21 protein-coding genes are annotated in these 23,271 nt (G+C 58.4%); 11 read left to right on the top strand and 10 right to left on the bottom strand.

Annotation, left to right across the window (positions count from 1 at the left end; all coding sequences use genetic code 11):
- Positions 1-146: 146 nt before the first annotated feature.
- The 3 genes from HYN24_RS05525 to HYN24_RS05515 form a co-directional block, all read right to left on the bottom strand.
- Positions 147-2,225, bottom strand: a complete 2,079-nt coding sequence (locus tag HYN24_RS05525) for a hybrid sensor histidine kinase/response regulator (protein WP_117608324.1) — start codon at positions 2,223-2,225, stop codon at positions 147-149.
- 225 nt (positions 2,226-2,450) lie between these two features.
- Positions 2,451-4,127: an ATP-binding protein gene (locus HYN24_RS05520; protein WP_117608323.1), complete on the bottom strand. Its 1,677-nt coding sequence runs from the start codon at positions 4,125-4,127 to the stop codon at positions 2,451-2,453.
- 521 nt (positions 4,128-4,648) lie between these two features.
- Complete coding sequence (locus HYN24_RS05515) at positions 4,649-5,980, bottom strand: replication-associated recombination protein A (RefSeq protein ID WP_205421448.1); 1,332 nt, start codon at positions 5,978-5,980, stop codon at positions 4,649-4,651.
- Between the two features lie 396 nt (positions 5,981-6,376).
- On the opposite strand from HYN24_RS05515, the gene HYN24_RS05510 reads away from it, so the two are divergent.
- The 8 genes from HYN24_RS05510 to HYN24_RS05475 all read left to right on the top strand — a co-directional run bounded on the left by HYN24_RS05510 (position 6,377) and on the right by HYN24_RS05475 (position 14,286).
- Positions 6,377-6,592 (top strand): DUF2158 domain-containing protein, encoded by a 216-nt coding sequence (locus HYN24_RS05510; protein ID WP_117608321.1) that lies wholly within the window; start codon positions 6,377-6,379, stop codon positions 6,590-6,592.
- Positions 6,593-6,681: 89 nt separating this feature from the next.
- Complete coding sequence (locus HYN24_RS05505; RefSeq protein ID WP_117608320.1) at positions 6,682-7,128, top strand: SRPBCC family protein; 447 nt, start codon at positions 6,682-6,684, stop codon at positions 7,126-7,128.
- A 165-nt stretch (positions 7,129-7,293) separates the two neighbouring features.
- A complete protein-coding gene (locus HYN24_RS15780) occupies positions 7,294-7,680 on the top strand; it encodes a hypothetical protein (protein WP_162888601.1) in 387 nt (128 codons plus the stop codon).
- A 220-nt stretch (positions 7,681-7,900) separates the two neighbouring features.
- Positions 7,901-8,983: an efflux RND transporter periplasmic adaptor subunit gene (locus HYN24_RS05495; protein WP_117608318.1), complete on the top strand. Its 1,083-nt coding sequence runs from the start codon at positions 7,901-7,903 to the stop codon at positions 8,981-8,983.
- A complete protein-coding gene (locus tag HYN24_RS05490; protein WP_117608317.1) occupies positions 8,983-12,069 on the top strand; it encodes an efflux RND transporter permease subunit in 3,087 nt (1,028 codons plus the stop codon). The genes HYN24_RS05495 and HYN24_RS05490 overlap by 1 nt, the downstream gene beginning before the upstream one ends.
- A complete protein-coding gene (locus HYN24_RS05485) occupies positions 12,062-12,364 on the top strand; it encodes a DUF3240 family protein (RefSeq protein WP_162888600.1) in 303 nt (100 codons plus the stop codon). The genes HYN24_RS05490 and HYN24_RS05485 overlap by 8 nt, the downstream gene beginning before the upstream one ends.
- Entirely contained in the window at positions 12,361-13,638 is a 1,278-nt protein-coding gene (locus HYN24_RS05480) for a TolC family protein (protein WP_117608315.1), read from the top strand. Before HYN24_RS05485 ends, HYN24_RS05480 begins: the two co-directional genes overlap by 4 nt.
- Positions 13,639-13,719: 81 nt before the next feature.
- Positions 13,720-14,286: a hypothetical protein gene (locus HYN24_RS05475; RefSeq protein WP_117608314.1), complete on the top strand. Its 567-nt coding sequence runs from the start codon at positions 13,720-13,722 to the stop codon at positions 14,284-14,286.
- 22 nt (positions 14,287-14,308) lie between these two features.
- Here HYN24_RS05475 and HYN24_RS05470 read toward each other — a convergent pair whose 3' ends face one another.
- Together HYN24_RS05470 and HYN24_RS05465 are read right to left on the bottom strand one after the other, a co-directional pair.
- Positions 14,309-14,521 carry a hypothetical protein gene (locus HYN24_RS05470; RefSeq protein ID WP_117608313.1) on the bottom strand — a complete coding sequence of 71 codons (213 nt, stop codon included), beginning with the start codon at positions 14,519-14,521 and terminating at the stop codon, positions 14,309-14,311.
- A 24-nt stretch (positions 14,522-14,545) separates the two neighbouring features.
- Complete coding sequence (locus tag HYN24_RS05465; RefSeq protein ID WP_117608312.1) at positions 14,546-15,514, bottom strand: diguanylate cyclase; 969 nt, start codon at positions 15,512-15,514, stop codon at positions 14,546-14,548.
- A gap of 119 nt (positions 15,515-15,633) precedes the next feature.
- Between HYN24_RS05465 and HYN24_RS05460 the strand changes: the two genes are divergently transcribed.
- Entirely contained in the window at positions 15,634-16,002 is a 369-nt protein-coding gene (locus HYN24_RS05460; RefSeq protein ID WP_240327742.1) for a VOC family protein, read from the top strand.
- A gap of 18 nt (positions 16,003-16,020) precedes the next feature.
- On the opposite strand, the gene lolA is transcribed toward HYN24_RS05460, so the two are convergent.
- The 3 genes from lolA to HYN24_RS05445 form a co-directional block, all read right to left on the bottom strand.
- A complete protein-coding gene (gene lolA, locus HYN24_RS05455) occupies positions 16,021-16,641 on the bottom strand; it encodes an outer membrane lipoprotein chaperone LolA (protein WP_117608311.1) in 621 nt (206 codons plus the stop codon).
- A gap of 75 nt (positions 16,642-16,716) precedes the next feature.
- Positions 16,717-19,011: a DNA translocase FtsK gene (locus tag HYN24_RS05450; RefSeq protein ID WP_117608310.1), complete on the bottom strand. Its 2,295-nt coding sequence runs from the start codon at positions 19,009-19,011 to the stop codon at positions 16,717-16,719.
- Positions 19,012-19,025: 14 nt separating this feature from the next.
- On the bottom strand, positions 19,026-19,691 hold the full coding sequence (locus HYN24_RS05445) for a Crp/Fnr family transcriptional regulator (RefSeq protein ID WP_205421447.1): 666 nt from the start codon (positions 19,689-19,691) through the stop codon (positions 19,026-19,028).
- Positions 19,692-19,820: 129 nt separating this feature from the next.
- Here HYN24_RS05445 and trxB point away from each other — a divergent pair, with 129 nt between their 5' ends.
- Positions 19,821-20,777, top strand: a complete 957-nt coding sequence (gene trxB, locus HYN24_RS05440; RefSeq protein WP_117610218.1) for a thioredoxin-disulfide reductase — start codon at positions 19,821-19,823, stop codon at positions 20,775-20,777.
- Positions 20,778-20,779: 2 nt separating this feature from the next.
- Positions 20,780-21,535: a Smr/MutS family protein gene (locus tag HYN24_RS05435; RefSeq protein WP_240327740.1), complete on the top strand. Its 756-nt coding sequence runs from the start codon at positions 20,780-20,782 to the stop codon at positions 21,533-21,535.
- A 125-nt stretch (positions 21,536-21,660) separates the two neighbouring features.
- Here HYN24_RS05435 and HYN24_RS05430 read toward each other — a convergent pair whose 3' ends face one another.
- On the bottom strand, positions 21,661-21,975 hold the full coding sequence (locus tag HYN24_RS05430; protein WP_117608309.1) for a hypothetical protein: 315 nt from the start codon (positions 21,973-21,975) through the stop codon (positions 21,661-21,663).
- A gap of 63 nt (positions 21,976-22,038) precedes the next feature.
- Positions 22,039-23,172 carry a GGDEF domain-containing protein gene (locus tag HYN24_RS05425; RefSeq protein ID WP_117608308.1) on the bottom strand — a complete coding sequence of 378 codons (1,134 nt, stop codon included), beginning with the start codon at positions 23,170-23,172 and terminating at the stop codon, positions 22,039-22,041.
- Positions 23,173-23,271 lie beyond the last annotated feature (99 nt).

Here is a 23,271-nt window from a genome sequence, read left to right as displayed (position 1 = left end):
CATCAATCACCGGAATTTCGGCCAACAATATCGGCCATTAAATCGGATTTTTCAACAGAATATGCCCATTGCCGCCTCATCGCAAATGAAAGTCTGGTGTCCGCTCATGCGGACACTCCGGCCATTCGGAATAACAGGAATTGAACTTAGCTGCTTGACGACTTCAGCCACTTTAGCAGCTTCGCAAATAGTAGATCAGGCTCAAAGGGCTTGGCGATGAAGTCGATCATGCCCGCTTCGAAGCAGCTTTCACGGTCATCGGCGAATGCGTTGGCGGTCATGGCCAAGATGGGTACGTTGCCACATTTGGCCAGTTGGCGGATACGGCGTGTAGACTCAAGACCATCCATAATGGGCATTTGCATATCCATAAGAATCAAATCATATGCGCTGGTTTCGGCATAGCACACGGCTTCGGCGCCGTTTTCTGCAGTTTCCACCACCAGCCCCAAGTCTTTTAGCAGCATCTGGGCCACTTCCCTGTTGATTGGTTCGTCTTCCACCAATAGAACCCTTCTCCCTGCATGATCACGCCTAAGGATAGTTTCAGCGTCGGCGCTAGCGATGTTAGGCTGAGTCTCACTGAGCGGCAGGCCTTTTTTAAGACAGGCTGTGAACCAGAAGGTGCTACCGACGCCCAAGGTGCTTTCCGCACCAGCTTCGCCCCCCATCAGTTCTGCTAGCTTGCGATTAATGGCGAGGCCCAGTCCCGTTCCACCGTACTTACGGGTAGTACTGTTGTCTGCCTGTTCGAACATTGAGAAGAGTCGGGGCATTGCGGCGGGATCGATGCCCACACCCGTATCACGGACTTCAAAACGCAGGTGCACGCTGTCGGCTGTTTCTGACACGACCTCAATGCCCAAAGTAATGCTTCCGGTTTCAGTAAATTTGACGGCGTTTGTGGCGTAATTGAGAAGGGCCTGTTGCAGACGGGTGGGATCACCGATGAGTTCGTAGCTCAAGGATTGAATTTCGCTGAACAGTTGGAGATGCTTGAAGTCGGCCCGGTCTTTGATCATGGAAATGACGTTGGACACCAGAGGTTCAACCCGTAGAGGCGTTTCTTCGAGCCCGAACTTACCAGCCTCGATTTTTGAGAGATCCAGAATGGCGTTCAGAATTCCCAGTAGATGTTGGCTGGCGCCCTCCAGTTTGCCCATCTGTTCTGCCTGAATTTTGGTGAGGCCATCACGCCGGATAAGTCGGGCCATGCCGATGATACCGTTGATGGGGGTACGAATCTCATGGCTCATGTTAGCTAGGAAGCTGGATTTGGCTAGGCTGGCCTCTCGGGCAACCTGCTCTGCCGCATCCTGGGCAGCCATGCCCTTAAGAACTTGCCAGCACAGGATCGCTAGCAACATGGAAACCGCCAAAGCCACGGTCAGAATGAAGTACTGATGCTGGCGTACCGGTGCCAGGTATTCTTCCATACTGCCCCCAACCCGTACTGTCACGCCTCGCTCTGGCAGCCGGTTGTAGCTGGTCAGGCGATTAATGCCGTCGGTCTGGGAAACCCGCATAATTGTGCCTTGAATCGGTGCACCCGGGTCTGTGTACGGTGAGGTGCTGAGCACCTTACCCAAATATTTTTCCAGGCCAAGGTTACGGGCCATGATTTCGCCCGTATCCCGTACGATCAGCACCAGACCATGCTCACCGAGCTTGATCTTCTGGGCGAAGCTCGAGAGATATGCCGGGTCCAGGGAAAGCACAATCATGCCGTCGAACTTTCCGTTCCTGAGAATGGGGCGACTGAGCTGAATGGACCAGCGGCCTGACAGCCGACCCTTCACGGGACGACTGATGAAAAGGTTGTCTACTCCAGCAGTCTGGTGAACCTTGAAGTGCTCCCGGTCTTTGTAATTCAGCCTCAGGGGATCCCCGTCCTTAGGAATCCCCAGAGTGCTGTAAGCAAGATTGCCGTCCCTGTCCATTACGGACATTTGGATGATGGTATCTGCAAGCAGGGTCTTATAGCGCTCCACAGCCTTGTCGAAATTGCGGGGATTTTCTAGCCAGGCCGTGCGCATTTGAATGAGGGTGTTGTCAGCCCTCAGGAAAATCGACTCGGTTCGTTCGCTAAGAGCCAGGGAGAGAGCGGCGGTTTCCTGCCGCATCTTGGTTATTCCGTCCTCTTCAGTGGTCTTGTAATCCCAGACCACCACTCCCCATAGGGCTGCAAGGGAAAAAACAACCAGTAGAACCAGTTGCTTGCGCAAGGAGGAGAAAAGAGAGCGTCTAATCGTAATCACAGATCGGAAAACATCAAGTCTCGGTGCTTGGTGCGACAACTAACAATGGGTGTAGCGATGCTGAACTCATTGCTGTCAATCTGCAAGTTGCATTGTATTTCTGGCGGACAAAACGCTGAATGACCCAATGGCCGGTCTGTAATCAACGGCAGTCGTTCAGGCGGCAGCGAAGCAAATCCTCAAGTCATCGAGTTACTGCAAAAGTGGAGAATTCTTATTTAGCTTGACGGTAAACCAGAAGGAGCTACCTTGGCCTTCAGAGCTATCGCAACCAGCGTTGCCCCCCATGATTTGTGCGATTCGTTTTGTGATAAATAAGCCAATCCCAATGCCACCATGTTTTCGAGTAGACGAATTGTCTAATTGTTCAAACATTGCGAATAGATGCGTTTGTTGATCAGCAGAAATGCCAACGCCATCATCCTTTACTTCAAATCGGATAAGAGCAGATTCCAAGTCTTCCTCAACTAATATTGAACGAACCTTGATCGTCTTGCATTGACTAAAACGAATAGCATTGACTAGGTAATTTTGCAGAGCTTGCGTCAGATGGCTTGAATCCCCAATTAGGTTTTCTGGAAGATTGTCTGATTCGACAATTATTCGAATATCTTTTTCCGCTGCTTTATCACGGACGGTTGATATTGAATCATTTATGAGCTGACCCCAGGCAATAGTACCTTTCGGAAGATCAATTTTATCCGATTGAAATTTCGTCACCTCAAGGATGGAATCGATAATTTTTGTAAGATTTGAAGTGGCAGTCTTTAACTTACCCATGCGATCTATTTGCTTAGGTGTTAGGTGCTCAAACTCGATTAGCTGTGCCATGCCAATGATTTGATGCAGCGGTGTATGCATTTCGTGTGATATGTTGGCGAGAAAGGCATTTTTTGCATTGGTTGCCGCTTCTGATCGCTCATTGGCAGCCAGCAGCTTTTGTTCGGTGCGCCGCCTTAACTTAATCTCGCTCGCGAGTTTGCGATTCCAATACAAGAACGCTAGAAATATGAATGTCGCAGCAGCCAATATTTGCCAAACCAGCGTGTAATCAGTCTGTCTCTTGAATTCAATAACACCCCATTTTTGATCAATCGCCATTCGCTCTTGTGCTGTCATCGACATAAATCCCTTGTCGATAAGCCCAGCGAGAACTGCCCAATCTTTGCGTACTGCCATTGCTTGACTTTGAGAACCAAACGGAGTTGGTGCAGTAACACTTAGATTATTCAGGTGATTGGCCCTAATCAGGTTGTTGGAAATGGCCAGATTACCAACGTAGGCATCCGCTTGACCTGTCGCCAAAGCGAACAGTGCATCAGAGGAGCTTTTGACCTCAACAAGGTGAATCGCCGGGAATGTATCTCTAAGCAGTTCAGCGACTAAAAACCCTTGTTCGACTACTATCGTTTTTCCCTTAAGCGCATCTAGTCCGCTGTAATAGGGGCTATCTCCCCGGGTGTACATAACCCATGGAGCAGAGATGTAATCTGTTGTGATAGCGAGAAGCCTCTCACGATCCGGAGTGCGACGAATAGTCAGCAGCAAATCGTAATGCTTACGAGGCCCTGTGACATCGTCCAAAGAACTCTTCCAGCCAAATTCATCAGGGACGAGTTCAATTTCGAATCCAACACGGTCGGCAATAGTCTTAATGTAGTCGACCGACACGCCAGTGAGCTCCGGTTCAACAATCATATACGGAGGCACATTAGCAACCCGAACCCTTACCTTATGCTGTTCTGCCAACCAAACTTTTTCTTCTGCAGTGAATTCAATCTGCGTCGAAGCGTTTGTCGCAAACGGCAACGCCGCCACGAAGAGTATTAGCAGAGTACGGAAATAGAAAGGAATGAGATCGGAAATCATAATTCTTCGTGAATCCACTCATGCTAAGTACGAAAACCGGAAGACAGAAAAATATATTTGGCATATTCTGCCCAAACATATGCTGCACCTTCGACCACGACCTTGCTTATAGCAGTTGCTAACAGTACCACGTTGTTGGTATTAGAGAAAGTACCATTTTTACCATATTATCCGGGTTGATTATCATATTTTCGAATGGCCAGGAGGACTATTCACGAAATATGGTGCCTCAATGTTAATAACCAGCCTAAGAACGCCCGATCATATGAAGGTGTGCCTATGACCTTTTTCGCCGAAGTGCTCACCTAGGCTTTCCGGCAAGTTTCAAAACCCAAGCGGTCATCCAGATGGCTGCTTCCGGGGATCAGCGACCGTCCGCAGATTGCCAATGCCTACCCGATGACACTCTCATTATCACTGTACCAAGGTGGTCAAACCTCCGATATTGCAGGTCAACACCGGCGAGCTTAGGTGGCCAACTCACGTGATATTCCGCAAATGAGTCAGCAGCCTGTCGTTAGCTAATTCTTGCCAGCTTTGCGATCCAGTTCCCGCAAGTGTGCGAGTTTCTGGCCAATCTGGCCTTCCAGTCCGCGGGGTGTCGGCGCGTACCAACCGGGTTCGGCCATGCCATCCGGCAGGTAGGTTTCGCCGGCGGCGTAGGCTTCCGGCTCATCGTGGGCATAGCGGTAGGCGTGACCGTGGCCGAGTTCCTTCATGAGCTTGGTCGGGGCATTGCGCAGATGGTTCGGAACAGGACGCGAGCCGTCCTGCTTCACAAATGCCTTGGCCTGATTGTAGGCGTTGTAGCCAGCGTTCGACTTGGCGGCGACGGCAAGGTAAATCACTGCCTGACCAAGGGCCAGTTCTCCCTCCGGCGAGCCGAGGCGCTCATAGGTTTCGGCCGCATCGTTGGCCAGTTGCATGGCGCGCGGGTCAGCCAGACCAATGTCTTCCCAGGCCATACGGATGATGCGTCGGGCCAGGTAGCGCGGGTCGGCACCGCCATCGAGCATGCGGGTCAGCCAGTAGAGCGCACCGTCCGGGTTTGAGCCGCGCACTGATTTGTGCAGCGCCGAAATCTGGTCGTAGAAGGCATCGCCCCCCTTGTCGAAACGGCGCAGGCTTTGCGCCATGGTCTTCTCGATGAATTCGCCGTCAACCACGGCCAGTCCGGCCGTGCGTGCTGCTGTACGAACCTGTTCGAGCAGATTCAGCAAGCGCCGTGCATCGCCATCGGCCAGCCCGATCAGGCGTTCGCGGGCTGCCGACTCGACGCTCAGGTCGGCCAGGGCCTGAATGCAGGCGCGGTCGAACAACTGGCCCATCTCGGCCTCATCAAGGGACTTCAGCACATAAACCGAGGCCCGCGACAACAAGGCGGAATTGAGTTCAAACGAGGGATTTTCCGTGGTCGCACCAATGAAGGTCAGCAAGCCGGATTCGACAAAGGGCAGGAAGCCGTCCTGCTGCGCCTTGTTGAAGCGGTGGATTTCGTCGACAAAGAGGATGGTCCGCCGTCCCTGCCCGCGCCACATTTCGGCCTGCGCCACCGCCTCGCGTACTTCCTTGATGCCGGAAAAGACCGCCGACAGCGCGATGAACTCACACTGGAACTGCGTCGCCATCATGCGCGCCAGCGTCGTCTTGCCCACACCCGGTGGCCCCCAGAGGATCATCGAATGCGGCTGGCCGGATTCGAACGCCAGACGTAGCGGCTTGCCGGAACCCAGCAGATGCTGCTGGCCGATCACTTCATCCGGCGTCTTCGGGCGCAGTTGCTCGGCGAGCGGGGCGGCACGATCAAGGCCCGGTTGGGCAAACAAATCACTCACAATTACTGCTCCAGACATTGATCAACACCTTCGCCCTGCCGATAGACCCGAAATGGCGGGCCCAAGAAATCCTGCGCCCCACGGCAAAGGTTCGCCAACAGCGGCAACCCGGCCAACACCTTAATACGCAGACAGCGACCAACCAGCAGCGTTGGTGCAATGGTGACAGGCTCTAACGGATCACTTTCATCAGGCGCTCAAAACGCCTGCTCTTTCCAAAGCCTATTACTGCACACGATTCATGTAAAGCGCAGCGGCGAATAGCGCCGGGCATCGCCACAGCTCCCCCCCGAAATGCGGCAAAGGCGCAACCTCAACATCATGCGTTTGACATACATTGACTCGCTGGGTAGCCTATTGCTCGTCATGACAATTGCATTGTTCGTACACAAATACTTTCCATAAAGGATAAAAATGAATAAATTTCACGTCGGCGACGTCGTTCAGTTTAAATCGGGAGGCCCGAAAATGACGGTAGTCGCTGTGCTTGGCGAGCCTGAAACACCGAAGACGCTGGAGGTTCTGGCAAAGCAACAAGGCTATTGCGTCGGCGATATCTCCTGCAAATGGTTTGATGGCCCTGATACAAAGGGTAGCCTGTTCAAGTCCGGCACCGTGCCACCGGCGTAAGCGCGATGTCAGAGGGGGCCACCTGGCGCAGCAACCATTATGGTCAAATACGGTCCACCCCGCTTCGTGAGCCAAAAGGAGAAACCATCATGACCACCGGCACCGTCCGCCTGCACCGCGTACTCAAGACCGAGCCTGCACAGGTTTACAAGGCGTTTCTCGATGGTGATGCACTAGCCAAGTGGCTACCACCGTATGGCTTTACCTGCCGGGTAGAGAACATCGATGCGCGGGTTGGCGGTGGCTTCAGGATGTCATTCACCAACTTCACCACCGGCCACGGCCATGCCTTTGGCGGCCACTATCTTGAGCTGGTTCCCGGCGAAAAGATCACTTACACGGATACCTTCGACGACCCCAACCTGCCGGGAACCATGCGCACCACCGTAACCCTGAAAGCCGTGCTGTGCGGCACGGACCTGAGCGTGGTACAGGAAGGTATACCGGCGGCCATCCCCACTGAGATGTGTTATCTCGGCTGGCAGGAGTCACTGGCGCAATTGGCGAATCTCGTCGAGCCGAAGATTCCCGACTAGCGAGTGGTCCTGGCGGCCATGTCACCTGGCGTAGCCCGTGTCCGCCTCTCCCGAATGGCAAAATAACCGCAAGCCTGGATGCACTAACGACATCGCGCTTTCAATTTCGTATCATCTTGCCCTTCAGCAGCAAAAGCCTGCCCTCACAACGAGAATTAGCACCCCATGTTGAAAGCCCGTTGTCGCCTTACGCTGATCGCTGCCATCGGCACCATCCTTGCGGGCTGCGCCGCGACCAATGAACGTCCAGGCTCCCCCGACAATTTCGCGACGGTGGTCGACGCTGTCCCGAATATGCCCCACGCCACCGGCGACCTTCAGAAAATCAACGATCTTGAGCGCCAGCTTGTCAGGGAGCAGCGCCAGTGCGTGCTCGAAAAGCGCCGACTGGAACTCTCGCTGAAGGAGTCCCAAAAGCAGAGCGATGATCTGCAAAAAAACTGGATGCCCTGCTCGCCATCGACCAGGACCTGCGTAGCCGGAGCAGACATCGCTGATTGTCGCGACCAGCGCAGAGGCAAGTTATCAATGCATTCACCGACAACTGGCTAGTGTGGCGCTGGATACCGTGAGCCACCTGATATCCCTGACGCATCTAGCCGGACGGCATGGGAAACCAACGTTCTGGCCCATGACAGCCCGAGGATTGCCCACGCCGCTAAGTGGGCAAACATACCATTTATGAGCCGAATAACATGCAACACTGCTGTAGCTTAAGTCAGGCTTAAGCTACAGCAACTAGACTGATGACAACCTGTTACGGAATGATTCCATGCGCCGCCGAACTTTCATGATTGTCCCGCTCCTTCTGTCTGCTGCGGCAACACTGCTTCAAGCTGAAGAATCCCGCCTGACGCTGCAGACGGCCCAAATCAAGGCATTGAACATTGAGACAGCGATAGCCGGCGAGATGCTGGCTGGCCGCAATGGCAGTTTCCCGGCCCAGGTGCGGGTTCCCAATGAGCAGATGCGCGTCGTCGCGGCACCAGTCGGTGGCATGGTCGAGATGCTCTCCGTGGCACCCGGAACCACGGTCAAACGTGACCAGGTGGTCGCTCATCTGGCCAGCCCGCAAGCACTCGAACTACAGCGCGATGCGCTGCAGGCGAGCAGTCAGGCAGGCCTGCTCCAACAAAATCTGAAACGCGATGAACAACTCTTTGCCGAAGGCCTGATCGCCGAAAGTCGTCTGCAGGCAACCCGCGCCGCCGCCGCCCAAGCCGGCACCCAGGCCAGCGAACGCAGCCAGGGCCTGGCCCTGGCCGGTGCTGCACCGGGCAAGCTGGGTGGCAAACTGGCCCTGACCTCACCGATTGATGGCGTCATTCTCGAACAAGGTGTCCAGCTCGGTCAGCGCGTCGAAACGTCGACGCTGATCTATCGCATCGCCAAACTCTCGCCGCTCTGGCTGGAAATCCAGGCCCCGGTCGATGTAGCCGCAACGCTACGTACGGGAAGCACGGTGAAACTTGCCAACAGCGATGTCACCGGCAAGCTGATTGCCATTGGCCGCGCCGTCGACGCAGCCAGCCAGACCATCCTGCTCCGGGCCGAAGTTACCAAGGGGGCCGAAACCCTGCGTCCGGGCCAGGTCATCGAAGTCGAAATCGCTGCGCCGGCCGGTCTGCCGCAACGCGTGCCCGCCTCGGCACTGGCCCGCAACGAAGGCAAAACGCTGGCCTTTATCCAGACAGCCAGCGACGACAAGGCGGTGGTCTTCGAAGCCCGCCCGGTTCGCGTCATCAGCCAGGGCGGCGACAACGTCACGGTCGAGGGTATCAAGGCCGGCGAGAAAGTAGCCATCAAAGGCGTTTCCGGACTGAAAGCCATATTGACCGGCGTCGGTAAAGAATAATGCTCGACGCCCTGATCCGTTTTTCGCTGACCCAGCGCCTGCTTGTCCTGGTCCTCACGGTCATGCTGGTGGGAGCCGGCGTGCAGGCCTTCCTTGGCCTGCCCATTGACGCCTTCCCCGATGTTTCTACGACCCAGGTCAAGATCATCCTGAAAGCCCCCGGCATGACGCCGGAGGAGGTCGAAACCCGCCTCGCCGTGCCAGTCGAGCAGGAACTGCTCGGTATCCCGCACCAGCGGTTGCTGCGTTCAACCTCAAAATACGCCCTGACCGATATCACCCTCGATTTCGAGGATGGCACCGACATCTACTGGGCACGCCAGCAAGTCGGCGAACGGCTGGCCGCCGCGATGGGCAATCTGCCGCCCGGCGCCACTGGCGGCATGGCCCCGATCACGACGCCGCTCGGCGAAATGTTCATGTTCACCATTGAGGGCGATCTGTCGCTGGCCGACAAACGCGCCCTGCTCGACTGGGTGATCCGCCCGCAACTGCGCACGGTGCCGGGCGTCGCCGACGTCAACAGTCTGGGCGGTGAAGTCCGCACCTTTGAAGTCGTGCCGAACCCGCAGCGGCTGGCGGCTCGCGGGCTGGCCCTCAAGGAACTGCAGGCAGTCCTCGAAACCAATAACCGTAACGATGGCGCGGGCCGCCTGAATGATGGCGAAGAATCGCTGCTGGTCCGGGCGGAAGGGGCAATTGCCACGGTCGACGATGTCAAAGCCATCGTTTTGCAGGCCAGGGACGGTAACGTCGTGCGTGTTGCCGATGTCGCCGATGTCCGTCTGGGCGCCCTGACCCGCTACGGCGCTGTCACCAAGAATGGCCAGGGCGAAGCTGTCGAAGGCCTAGTTCTCGGCCTGCGCGGGGCCAACGCGCAGCAGGTGGTGGCCGGGGTCAAAGAACGCCTGGCCGAACTGGCACCGACCCTGCCCCCCGGCGTCAGCATTGAACCCTTCTACGATCGCAGCAATCTGGTCGGGCGCGCCGTCGGCACCGTCTCCAAGGCGCTGCTCGAAGCCATCGTTCTCGTCGTGCTACTGCTCCTCGCCTTCCTCGGCAACCTGCGCGCCGCACTGGTCGTCGCCCTGATGCTGCCCCTTTCTGCCCTCGCCACCTTCATTCTGATGCAGATGTACGGCCTTTCAGCCAACCTGATGAGTCTGGGTGGTCTCGCCATCGCCATCGGCATGCTGGTTGATGCCGCTGTGGTGGTCGTCGAGAACGTCGAGAGCCAGCTTGCCGAGGCCCAGGAAAACCTGCCGACCCTGCACCTCATCTACCGGGCGGCCCGCGAAGTCGCCTCGCCGGTCACCTCCGGTATCGTCATCATCATCATCGTCTTCCTGCCGCTGCTCACACTGCAGGGTCTGGAGGGCAAGATGTTCGGCCCGGTCGCCCTGACCATCGTCTTCGCGCTGGCCTCGTCGCTGCTGCTGTCATTGACCGTGGTTCCGGTGCTCGCCTCCTACCTCATCAAGCGCGGCCTCCATCACGAACCCTGGCTGGTCAAGAAGCTGGCGGCCATTTATGACCGTACATTGACGGTCGCCCTCGCCAACAGCCGGACCTTCATGCTCGCCGCGACGATTGCCCTGGTTGCCGCTGCCGGAGCCTTTCTGGTGCTAGGCAAGAGTTTCATGCCAACGATGGACGAAGGCGACCTCATCATGCAGCTCGAAAAGCTGCCATCGATCGGCATCGATCAGACCATCGCCATCGACAGCCGCGTTCAGCAGGCAGTCCTGGCGCAGGTGCCGGAAATCAAGGCGATTGTCGCCCGTGCCGGCTCGGACGAGCTTGGCCTCGACCCGATGGGACTCAATCAGACCGACACCTTCATGGTCCTCCAGCCCCGCGAAACCTGGCGCAAACCTGACCCGGCGTGGCTGGCCGACCAGTTACGGGCAGTCATGGCCGACTTCCCCGGTGTCGGTTTTTCCTTCACCCAGCCGATCGACATGCGGGTTTCGGAAATGCTGACCGGGGTGCGCGGCGATCTGGCCATCAAGGTTTTCGGGCCCGACCTCGCCACGCTCAACCGCCTGTCCAACGAAATTGTCACGGCGGTCAAGAAAGTACCGGGCGCCGAAGACACCTTTACGCTCAAGAACGATGGCGTGCAGTATCTCAAGATAGCCATCGACCGCCTGGCCGCCGGCCGTCTCGGGCTCAATGTCGATGATATCCAGAATGACCTGAAGGCCCTGCTTGAAGGCCGCAACGTTGGCGTCGTCATCGAACAGGGACGGCGTGTCCCGGTCGTACTGCGTGGCCCGGCCAGCCTGCTCAATTCACCAGCCGACTTCGAGGCCCTGCGCCTTAGCGTGCCGGGCGGCGGCAGCGTGCCGCTGGCCAATGTCGCCAAAATCGCCCGGGTCGACGGCCCGGTCAAGGTCGACCGGGAAAATGCCCAGCGCTATGTCGTCGTCCAGTCGAACGTCCGTGACCGTGACCTGGTCGGTTTTGTCGACGATGCCAGGGCGGCGGTTGCCCGTGACGTCAAGCTGCCTGGCGGGTATCGCCTGGCCTGGGGTGGTCAGTTCGAGAACCAGCAACGGGCCGCCGCCCGTCTCATGGTTGTCGTGCCGGTGGCGCTGGCGCTCATTTTCTTCCTGCTCTTCTCGACCTTCGGCTCGGTACGCCAGGCCCTGCTGGTCCTCTCCAACGTCCCGTTCGCCATGATCGGCGGCGTCTTCGGTCTGCTCATCTCGGGTGAATACCTGTCGGTCCCAGCCTCGGTCGGCTTTATCGCCCTGCTCGGCATTGCCGTCCTCAACGGGGTCGTCATGGTCACCTACTTCAACCAGTTGTTGGCCCGCGGCATCGCCGTCGGCGAGGTTGTCGTTGAGGGAGCAAAACGCCGCTTGCGGCCGGTGTTGATGACCGCCAGCATCGCTGCCTTCGGCCTCGTGCCAATGCTCTTCGCCACCGGCCCGGGGTCGGAAGTGCAGCGCCCCCTGGCCATCGTCGTCATCGGCGGCCTGGTCACCTCGACAGCCCTGACGCTGGTCCTGCTACCCATTCTCTTCCGCCGCTTCGGCGTCAAGACCACCGTCTCCTTCAATGAGGGCCACCATGGCTGATGTTCTGCTCACCCTGATCATGCCCAATGACATTGCCCAGCATGTCGAAGACCTGCTCCTCTCCCGCCCCGATCTCGTGCCCGGCTTCACCGTCAGCGCGGCCGAAGGGCACGGCTCCGCCATCGCCCTCGTCGACGACGGCGAACTGGTTGCTGGTCACGCACCACGCACGGTCATCCGCACCGTTGGCCCGGAATCTGCCAAGCGCGAAGTGCTGGCGCTGATCAAGCAGGCCATGCCGAACGCCAACGTTTTTTACTGGTTACTGCCGATCATTGAGGCGAAACATCTATGAAATTCGGCCACTATTTCCGTCTGGCGTTACCCTTCCTTGTGGGCGGCATCGGTGGCTCCGGCTTTGCCGCCGAGGTCGCGCCCAATCTGCCGCCGAGCGAAATCGTCGCGCGGGTCCTACGTGAAAACCTCTCGGTACAGGCCGCGGCCGGCCAGATACGTGTCGAAGAAGCCAACCGTAATCGACTGGAAGCCGGCCCACATGAATGGAACGTCCGTCTCGGTGGCCAGCAGCGCCGGAGCGCTCCGACCACCGGCCCGGAAGAACGCTTCAACGAATGGAATGCGGCTATCGAGCGCCCCTTGCGCCTGCCCGGCAAAGGCGGGGTTGATGGCGAACTTGGCGCCAACGGCGTGGCGCTGGCTGAAACCGCGCACGGTGACGCGCTGCACGAAGCCAGCCGCAACCTCCTGAAATCGTGGTTCACCTGGCTCAAGGAAAGCGCAGGCGCAGCCCAATGGAGCGAACAGTTGGCCTTGCTCGATAAACAGGCAAAGGGCATCGAGCGCCGCCACCAACTCGGTGATGCCGCCCGCCTCGAATCCATCCAGGCCGAAGCCGCACTGGCCCAGGCCGAAGCCCAGCTGGCCCAGGCCAGGGTACGCCAGCAGACGGCCGGCGAAGATCTGCGTCGTCGTTATCCCGGCCTGCCCCTGGTTGCCCAGAATGTCATTGCCGAGCCGCTACCGGTCGACGGCAACGAAGCTGACTGGATCAATGCCATCCTTGAGCACAGCCACGAACTTGAACTGGCCCGCGGCGAGACGCAGCGGGCGCAACTTCTGGCGGGCCGCTCCAGCCGCGACCGGCTGCCCGATCCGACCATTGGCTTTCATGTTTCCCGCGAGCGGGCCGGTGAGGACAAGGTTTTCGGTGCCTACATCAGCATCCCGTTGCCTGGCGGCGCCCGCCGTGCCGGTTCTGACGCGGCACAGGCCCAGGCCGACGTCGCCGGCCGGCGCGAAGCCGCCACCACGCAGAAGATTACCGCCGAGTCGGCCACCCTCTACCAATCGGCCAATGCAGCCTTCTCAACCTGGCAGGCGAGCCGCAGCGCTGCCGAACGCCTCGGTCGGGCCGCCGACATGACGGCGCGCGCCTACCAGCTTGGCGAGGGTAGCCTCAACGATCTGCTAGCGGCCCGCCGGCAGGCCAACGAAGCCCAGCTAGCCGCCCGCCTGATGCAGCTGGAAGCGCTCGAACTGCGCTACCGGCTGCAGCTCGATGCCCACCGACTCTGGGACTTCGACGAAGAAAAGCCGGTCGGCCAGTGAGCAATCGGTCTTCGTAAAAAATCCGCCCCAACCGCGCAGGCTGAGGCATATCATGGCCAGCCCCCCCGATGAGGCGATGCCATGACTCTGCATGTAAGTCAGCTTTTCCGCCTGTTCTGCGTTCTAGCCACGATCTCCTGCTCCTTGCCGGCCGCGGCATGGGAACTTGCCGGAAGCAAGCTCATCACAGTGCACACCCGGGAAGGTCAGTCGATGGCAATCGGTCGGGTGGTCTTTTTCCCGGCCGGTGAGACAAGCACCTTCCAGCTCCATCTCGACGAAGCCCGGCTGAAGGACTTTTTCCTTTCCATGAAGGAATTCAAGTGCCTGGAAGGCGAGGAAATTCACTGCCATGTGCCGTATCCCTACGCCAACCCCGGCACAGTCAGCCGCCACGACCTGCGCTGGCTTGAACACTCACTGCTCTTTCTCTACAAACAGCCCAAGGACTTCGGTGCCAAGCTCTGGAACGGTCTCTACTACCAGATGGAACTGACTGAAAAAGGTATCGTCGGCACGCCGCAAGCCATTGATCTCGGACTGATTGGCGCACCGCCGGCAAACACCGACACGCCGCCCTATGGCCCGGGTGAACGCGCCGAAATCACGCCCGACTCACGCTGGATTCGACGCCTGACCATCGAATAGGCCGAGGGCCGTTTGGCGGCAACTAGTTTTCGGCTTTCCGCCAGCCTCTCGCGACCATGCAGGCATGCATGCGGCGAACACTGGCATTGGTGACGATACCGTCGGTGCCGGAATAAACCTGTTGCTTGCAGACGATTTCGTCGCGCGAATAATCGCCATCCAGCGCACCGGGCTTTTCCCAATGCCAGGAGGAGCATGCCGCCAGGGCTAGGCAGGCGATCAAACCTGGTTTCATAGGGTATCCCAAAGGGCCGGGAGGCTACGCCGGGTCGGCCGGCCAGCCAGTCGGCCAAGCCACTTCAGCCCGGTTGCGTCCAGCTTCCTTGGCCTTGTAGAGCAGTTGATCGGCCAGTCGGAAAAGTGGCTTGATTTCGCCCACGGCGGGATCGCAGCAGGCGGCCCCCAGCGAAATCGTGACCACGCCGAAATTTCCGTTCAATTCATGAGGAATACCCATGGCATGAACCGATTCGATCAGGCTGGCCGCAATACCGGCGTGAACGCCGGGTGCCGCATCGGGAATGACTACGGCAAACTCTTCGCCACCATAACGGGCAACAAATGCCCCCTGGGCGACCCGGTCATTGTTGACCCGCTGAATACACTCCTCGAGGCAGTTGGCAACCGCTCTCAGACAATCATCACCAGTCTGGTGTCCGTAGTGGTCGTTGTATTTTTTGAAGTTATCGACGTCGACCATCAACAGACTGAACGGTCTGGCGGAGAGCGTTGCCGTTTCCCAATCGATATCCACCTGCATATCCATGGCGCGACGATTGAGCAGTCCGGTCAAACCATCCCGGCTGGCCTGATCCTTGAGTTTTCGGTTAGCCAGATAGAGCCGCGTACGCATCGCGGCAATCCGCGACATTGCCTTCATCTTCGCCTGCAGGACATTTTCCGGCACCGACTTCGAAATGAAGTCATCACCCCCCGCCTCAATAGCGGTCACCAGATTGGTGTCGGTATCGGTCGCCGTGACGAAAATAATCGGCGTCCATGCCCAGGCATCGAGGCCTTCCAGGGCGCGAATCCGGGTGGTTACCTCAAATCCGTTCATGCCCGGCATTTCGATATCCATGAGGATCAGATCGAAAGATTCCGCCTTGAAAAACTCGATTGCCCGCTCACCATTGATGGCGTGCTTGACGTCGTGGCCGAAAGACTCGAGCCGGGCCCCCATGACCATGGCGATTGCGCGGGAATCATCCACCAACAGTATTTTCATCGGGAACCCAAGAAGTCAAAATTGATCTACCAAGTTTACCTCCGGGATCAGGCAGAGGCAGAAAAAATTGCATTTCTGAAACCGGCCATCTACGGCAACAGTACCCTGAAAGGGCAATCATGAACAATCCGGTCGGCTGGTTTGAAATTTACGTGCAGGACATGGCCCGTGCGAAAGCCTTTTATCAGGCAGTATTCGACGTTGAACTGAGCCAACTGGAAAGCCCCGGCCTTGAGATGTGGGCCTTTCCGATGCAGCCTGACGGCTATGGTGCCTCCGGCGCACTGGTCAAGATGCCGGGTTTTTCATCCGGCGACAACAGCGTGCTGGTGTACTTCAGTTGCACCGACTGCGCCGTACAGGCAGCCAAGGCGGCCAAAGCCGGGGGGCGCATCCACAAGGACAAGATGTCGATCGGACAATACGGATACATCGCCCTGATCGTTGATAGCGAAGACAACATGATCGGCCTGCACTCGATGCAGTAAGCCGGTGCCTTAATCGACCTACTCGCCCACCACATCAACCCCGGCCGGCGGGGTGAATTTGAAGGTACTGGGCGGCAAGGCCGGATTGCGTTCAATCCTGGCAAATCGAATATGCGTGGTCTGCCCGAAGCTGTCCTGCAACTCCATCGCTTTTAGGTCATTACCGGCAAAGCCGAGACGAACTTTCTCGAACCCGCTGTCACCGGCCTTCGGCGTCGCTTCGACCCAGGCCATACCTTCGGCCTCGCCGACTTCCCTGAGGGTGAAGTTCTTTTCCAGCTCATTGCTGCCCGAGAGCAAGGCGGCCGGAGAGCCACCGATGGCTTGCCCGGCCTTGCGGACGGTTACCTGCTGCAGGTCGGGGTCGTGAATCCAGACCTTTTCGCCGTCACCCACGACCAGTTGCGGATATGGCTTCTGGATTTCCCAGCGCAGCTTACCCGGCCGCGAAATGCTCACAATTCCTGATGATTGCTGCGGCTTGCGCCCGTTCTTGCCAATCACCATCTGGGAAAAATCAGCTTTCAGCGTACGCGTGCTTTTCAGGAAGTCATGCAGTTGTTCAATCGCACCGGCCTGGGCGAGCAGCGGGAATACGGAGAAAGCAGCAGTCAGCAGTAATTGTCGGGCAATTTTCATGAGGCAAGCTTAGCGGATCGTGGGGTGGCGTGTTGTTTCAGGGTGTAACGAATTGCTGACAAATACCGGCGACGATTACTCTGCCGGTTTCTTCATCAGCACTTCGCGCCCGCCCCGACCGTCCATACCGGACACCAGCCCGGCTTTTTCCATTGCCTCGATGAGCCGCGCCGAGCGGTTGTAACCGATGCGCAGGTGGCGCTGAACCAGCGAAATTGAAGCACGCTGATTCTTCAGGACAATATCGACAGCCTGATCGTAAAGCGGATCACTCTCGGCGTCACCACAGCCCTCCCCGGCCTCGCCACCTTCCTCGTCATCACCGCCCGAACCGTTGAGAATATCCTCGATATACTCCGGCGTACCGGTCGCCTTGAGATGCTCGACCACCCGATGCACTTCATCATCAGAGACAAAAGCACCATGGACGCGGGTCGGATAGCCGGTACCCGGTGCCAGATATAGCATGTCGCCCTGACCAAGCAGGGCTTCGGCCCCCATCTGGTCGAGAATGGTGCGCGAGTCGATCTTGCTTGAGACCTGGAAGGAAAGACGGGTCGGGATATTGGCCTTGATCAGGCCGGTAATCACGTCGACACTCGGCCGCTGCGTCGCCAGCACGAGGTGGATACCGGAAGCACGGGCCTTTTGTGCCAGACGGGCGATCTGCTCCTCGACCTTCTTGCCGACCACCATCATGAGGTCGGCCAGTTCGTCGATGATGACCACGATGAAGGGCATGGTCTTGAGCGGCTCTGGAGTTTCCGGCGTCAGGGACAAAGGATTGGCAATATGCTCGCCGCGCTTTTCGGCGTCACGAATCTTGGTATTGAGGCCGGCGATATTGCGCACGCCCATGGCCGACATCAGCTTGTAGCGCTTTTCCATCTCGGTGACACACCAATGCAGCGCGTTGGCCGCCTGCTTCATATCGGTGACGACCGGTGCCAGCAGGTGCGGGATACCCTCGTAGATCGACAGTTCGAGCATCTTGGGATCGACCATGATGAGACGCACCTGATCCGGCTCGGCCTTGTAGAGCATGGACAGGATCATCGCATTGACGCCTACCGACTTGCCCGAACCGGTCGTCCCGGCGACCAGCAGATGCGGCGTCTTGGCCAGATCGGCGACCACCGGCTGACCACCGATGTCCTTGCCGAGGCAGACGGTGAGTGGGCTGCTCATGTCGTTGTAGGGCTTGCTCGAAATGATCTCAGACAATTTCACCATCTGCCGCTTGGGATTGGGCAGTTCAAGTGCCATGCACGACTTGCCGGGCACCGTTTCGACGACGCGGATCGACACCATGGCCAGGGCGCGGGCCAGATCACGGGCCAGATTGACGATCTGGGCGCCCTTGACGCCAATCGCCGGCTCGATTTCATAACGGGTAATGACCGGGCCGGGCATGGCGGCGAGCACCTTGACCTGAACGCCGAAGTCGGCCAGCTTGCGCTCGATCAGGCGCGACGTGTATTCAAGGGTTTCCGGGCTGACCGTCTCAGTGGCCGGCGGGGCCGGGTCGAGCAGGTGGAGCGGCGGCAACTGCCCACCGAAAATAGCCTCGGGAAAGAGCGCCACCTGTTTTTCGCGCTCGATGCGCTGCTCGGCTTTTTTCGACACCGGCACTTCCGGCGCTGGCGCTTCGATGATGATCGGATCGTGCAGCTCGACGCGCTGCTTTTCTTCCTTGACCACCACTTCACGCTTCTGCGCGACTTCCTTGCCGATCTGCCGGTCGCGCCAGGCATCGACGCGGCCGTAGAAAAAGCCGACGATAGCTTCAAGGGTCAGGCCAAGTTGTTCAAAGGCCCAGACCCACGACATGCCGGAAAAAATACTCCATCCGACAGCCATCACGGCGAGCAGGAACAGGGTTGAACCGGTATAGCCAAACTGGGTCGCCAGCACGCGGCCGACTTCGACCCCCAGCACACCACCCGGGACCAGCGGCAGCGCCGCCTTGAGGCTATAAAAACGCAGGGCTTCGAGGGCAGAACTGGCCACCAGCAGGAAGGAAAAGCCGCCGAGGGAGATGAACAGCGGATGCTGCTTGTGTTCGTCGGGCGAATGAAACTTACGGAACCCCCACCACACGAACATGCCGAGCAGCACGATCCACCACCAGGCGGACAATCCGAAGATATAGAGCATAAGGTCGGCGATCCAAGCGCCGGCACGGCCGGCCGGATTATGCATGGTGGCCGAACCGATGGCATGCGACCAGCCCGGGTCATCCTTGCTGAATCCCCACAGGGCCATGATCAAAAACAGTGCTACGGCACCGACACCCAGCCAGCGCGACTCCTGTAACAAGGACCCGATCTTCTCAGGTAGCGGGCTGGGCGCCATCGCCCGATTGACCATCCGTGCGCCCACAGTCAGGCAGCCCCGGGAATAACCACCAGATCGTTCTCGATCCGTATGTAGCCGCTCAGTTCGAGATCACGCATGACCTTGCTGACCATTTCGCGCGAGGCACCAATCATTTTCGCCATATCCTGCTTCGACATCTTTTTCTTCACCACGCGATTGCCCTCAACCAACTCCGACATATCGAGCAGAAGGCGCGCCACACGACCGTACACATCGAGCAGGGCCAGGCTTTCAATCTTGCGATCCGCCTCGCGCAAGCGCAGAACGAGGATCTTCATGAGTTTCATCGCGACCTGGAAATTCTCCTGCATGCATTGCTGCAGGGAGCTCTTGTCCAGGAACAGCAACTCGCAGGTTTCGGCGGCAACCACATTGGCTGAACGCGGGCTGCCGTCGATCAGGCCCATTTCGCCAAAAAATTCACCCGGACCAAGCCAGGCGAGAATGATTTCCCGCCCTTCTTCGTCCGTATTGGTCACTTTGGCCCGGCCGCTGATCAGCACATAGAGGGAATCTGTCGCATCACCGGCCCGGACAACCGTAGCCGCACGTTCGACCCGCTTGCGCCCGGCCAACTTCGCGAGTTTTTCCAGCTCGTGGTCATCAAGCCCCGAAAACAGAGGGACATTACGCAAGATAACCAAGCTTAAACCAGGTTGGGTTGCTGACATAAATCAGTTTCCGTTCATAGAGTTACGAAATGATTATAAACCTGTTTCCCAAATAACATAGGAACTTCGAAAAAATTGCCGGCTCAGAGAACGCTATAATTTTCCCATTAATCACCCAAGAGGATGAACATGTCCCAAAACGCCCGTCACAATCCCCTCATCATTCTCGGCTCCGGCCCGGCCGGCTACACTGCCGCCGTCTATGCCGCCCGCGCCAATCTCAAGCCGGTGCTGATCACCGGCATGGCCCAGGGCGGCCAGCTGATGACGACAACTGAAGTCGACAATTGGCCGGCCGATGCCGATGGCGTTCAGGGCCCCGAGCTGATGGCCCGTTTCGAAGCCCATGCCCGCCGCTTCGAAACCGACATCGTCTTCGACCACATTCATACCGCCCAACTGACCCAAAAGCCGTTCACCCTGATCGGCGATGCCGGCACCTACACCTGCGACGCCCTGATCATCTCGACCGGCGCCTCGGCCCAGTACCTTGGCCTGCCTTCCGAAGAAAAATTCATGGGCAAGGGGGTTTCGGCCTGCGCCACCTGTGACGGTTTTTTCTATCGCAACAAGCCGGTTGCGGTCGTCGGTGGCGGCAATACCGCTGTTGAAGAAGCACTTTACCTGGCCAATATTGCCAGCCATGTGACACTGATTCATCGCCGCGAAAAATTCAAGGCGGAGAAAATCATGCAGGACAAGCTGTTCAAGAAAGCCGCAGAAGGCAAGGTCACCATCCTCTACAACACAACCCTCGATGAAGTGCTCGGCGACGACTCCGGCGTTACTGGCCTGCGCGTCAAGAACAAGGACACTGGCGCCACTCAGGATATCGCCGTGCACGGTGTCTTCATCGCCATCGGCCACAAGCCGAATACCGACATCTTTGCCGGCCAACTGGCGATGGACAACGGTTATCTGGTGACCGAAGCCGGCCGTAACGGCAACGCCACGCAGACCAGCATCACCGGCATTTTCGCTGCCGGCGATGTGCAGGACCAGATCTACAAGCAGGCCTGCACCTCGGCCGGTACCGGCTGCATGGCGGCTCTCGATGCCGAGCGTTACCTCGACGCACTCGCCTGAATTTGATCGACCCGGAAGACCTCGCTGCCTTCCAGGCGGCAGTGGCTGACATCAAGCCGCTGCCGCCGGTCAATCGTGTTCAGCTGAACCAACCGAAAAAGTTCATTGCACCGCGCCCGGCGGACGGCGAAAAGCCACCCCCGGCACCGCGAAAAGCTCAGGCACAGGCACTGCCAGCGCACTGGAGCGCCACACCGGAGAGCGATTCAACGCTACCAAGCGTACCGCTAGCCCCGGAGCAGGCGGAATTCCGTGCCGCCATGACCGGCGTCCAGCCACTCCCGCCACCCAACCTGGTCATGCACGGCACCCGACCGCCCCCACCCCGACCGTTGCAGCATCTCGCTGACGAGCAGGCCGCCCTGCATGAAAGCCTGCACGGGCCGATCGGCCTGCAGGACAGGCTGGAAGGTGGTGACGAGCCGCACTACCTGCGCCATGGACTGGCCCAGATGGTCCTGCGCGATTTGCGGCGGGGACGCTGGGTCACCCAGGATGAAACAGATCTGCACGGACTGAACCGCGACGAAGCGCGGCAGCAACTTGCCACCTTCCTCGCCACCTGCCTGCATCAAGGCAAGCGCTGCGTCCGCGTCGTGCATGGCAAGGGGCTGGGTTCGCCGCAAAAGACCTCAATCCTGCGCCAACTGGTACGCGGCTGGCTGGCGCAGCGCCAGGAGGTATTGGCCTATTGCCAGGCCAAGCCGCCGGATGGCGGCGAAGGCGCGCTGATTGTGCTCTTGCGCAATCAGAAATAACTTCTAGGCGCTTGATTTATTAGTCGTTTCTTCGTAATGGGCACCCATCGAAAAGGAATCAGCCCGAATAAATCAAGAACTTGCGCCACCGCAGTCATGACGATCAGGCAAACGGTAGTACCGAATCAGGCGGTCTCGTGCTCGCCACCATCCTTGCTCTGGCGACCCAGCGTCAGCTCGGTATTTTCGCTCAGCGCATAGAAGAAGGCTTCGACGGCTTTCGGCTCACCCGAGGCGGCAAAGGTCGTCTGGCCGCACTCGCACTGGCCGACCCAGATCGCGTCAATGCCACGCAGGCCACGCGTGCTGACCGGATTAATGGTCGCCACCTCGGCGCCGCAGCCGTTGCAGACAAGTTTTTCCGGACGCGTCGCCTCGATTTTGGCTTGCGCCTGAGCAATTCGTTCGGCCTGCGAACCCCGATTTTTCGCCTGTCCCATCTCTGTTCCCCTCGATTTTCAAAGGCAGGCAGGATACAGGAGTTTGGCGCCACTTCCGAGCACCTAGTCGGCCAGGAAATAGCCCCGCTTGCCCCCGGCCTTGGCCCGGTACATGGCCTGGTCAGCCCAGCGGATAATCGCCTCGGCACTGTTTTCCAGCCCACTCCGGGGAAACAGGCAAATGCCGATGCTGGCACTGAGGGCCAGTGATGACGGCAGGCCGGCGACCGGCTGCTCGATCAGATCGATGAGCTTTGCCGCCAGATGGGCGGCCGCATCGCATGAACCGATATCCTGCACAAGCAGGAAAAACTCGTCACCACCGAGACGTGAAATGGTGTCCGTTTCACGCGTCGCAGCAATCAGGCGACGGGCTATTTCACGCAGCACGATATCGCCGACTTCATGTCCCAACTGGTCGTTCACGCTCTTGAATCCATCGAGATCGAGAAAAAAGCCGGCATGCCGCTCGGCGTCACGACGCGCCAGCGCCAAGGCCTGCTTGATCCGGTCGTCGAGCAGGTCGCGATTGGGCAGGCCGGTCAGGCGGTCATGCAGTGAGCGCTCGAGGTGCTGACGACGCTCCTCATCGAGTTGCTGCTCACGCAGAAAAAGCTGGCGGCGCTGATATTCGACCAGATAGCCGGCAGCACCGCCGATCAGGTTGGCCGAGATCATGAAAAAATTTTCGCTCAGCAGAATAGGCTCGGGATAGGCACGTACGTAGCCAAACAGGATGTTGTAGAGGAGCAGGACGAAGACATTGACGCCGAGGGCATGAATGAAGCGGGCGCCGAGCAGATTGTAGGTATAGAAGGTGGCGAGCATCAGGCCCGGGTAGTAGTAGCCGCTGCTTTCGACCGGCAGATGCCAGAGCATGAGGATCAGACCAAGCGCCGACGACAGCCCGACCAAAGCCAGCGGAAACTGGTTGGCGCGCTCGAACCAGCGCGAAAAGGTCAGCCCGATGACCACCAGCGGCACGGTCAACGCCAGCATGCGAATGCCCCAAACCATGCCCAGTTGCTCGGGCGGGACAAACAGGTGATCGAGGGTGCCATACAGGAAATAAATGATCACGCCGACGACAATCGCCGCCCGCCCCTGAAGGCGCAGACGCGGCACCAATTGCCGGGCAAAGGCACACTCGGTGACCGGGTCGTGGAAACTCAAGGTGATCGAATGCATTCTGTTCATGGAGGCAACGCCTGGATGATCCTCTTGGCCGGTGAACCGAAGCGAGAATGTGATGCCAGTCACAAAGTAACACTTTTAGCATAATCCCATGATGGTCCG

The sequence above is a fragment of the Dechloromonas sp. HYN0024 genome, assembly GCF_003441615.1.
Taxonomy (GTDB): Bacteria; Pseudomonadota; Gammaproteobacteria; order Burkholderiales; family Rhodocyclaceae; genus Azonexus.
Note: the sequence above shows the minus strand (reverse complement) of the source record. Positions and strands in the feature narration are given on the sequence as shown.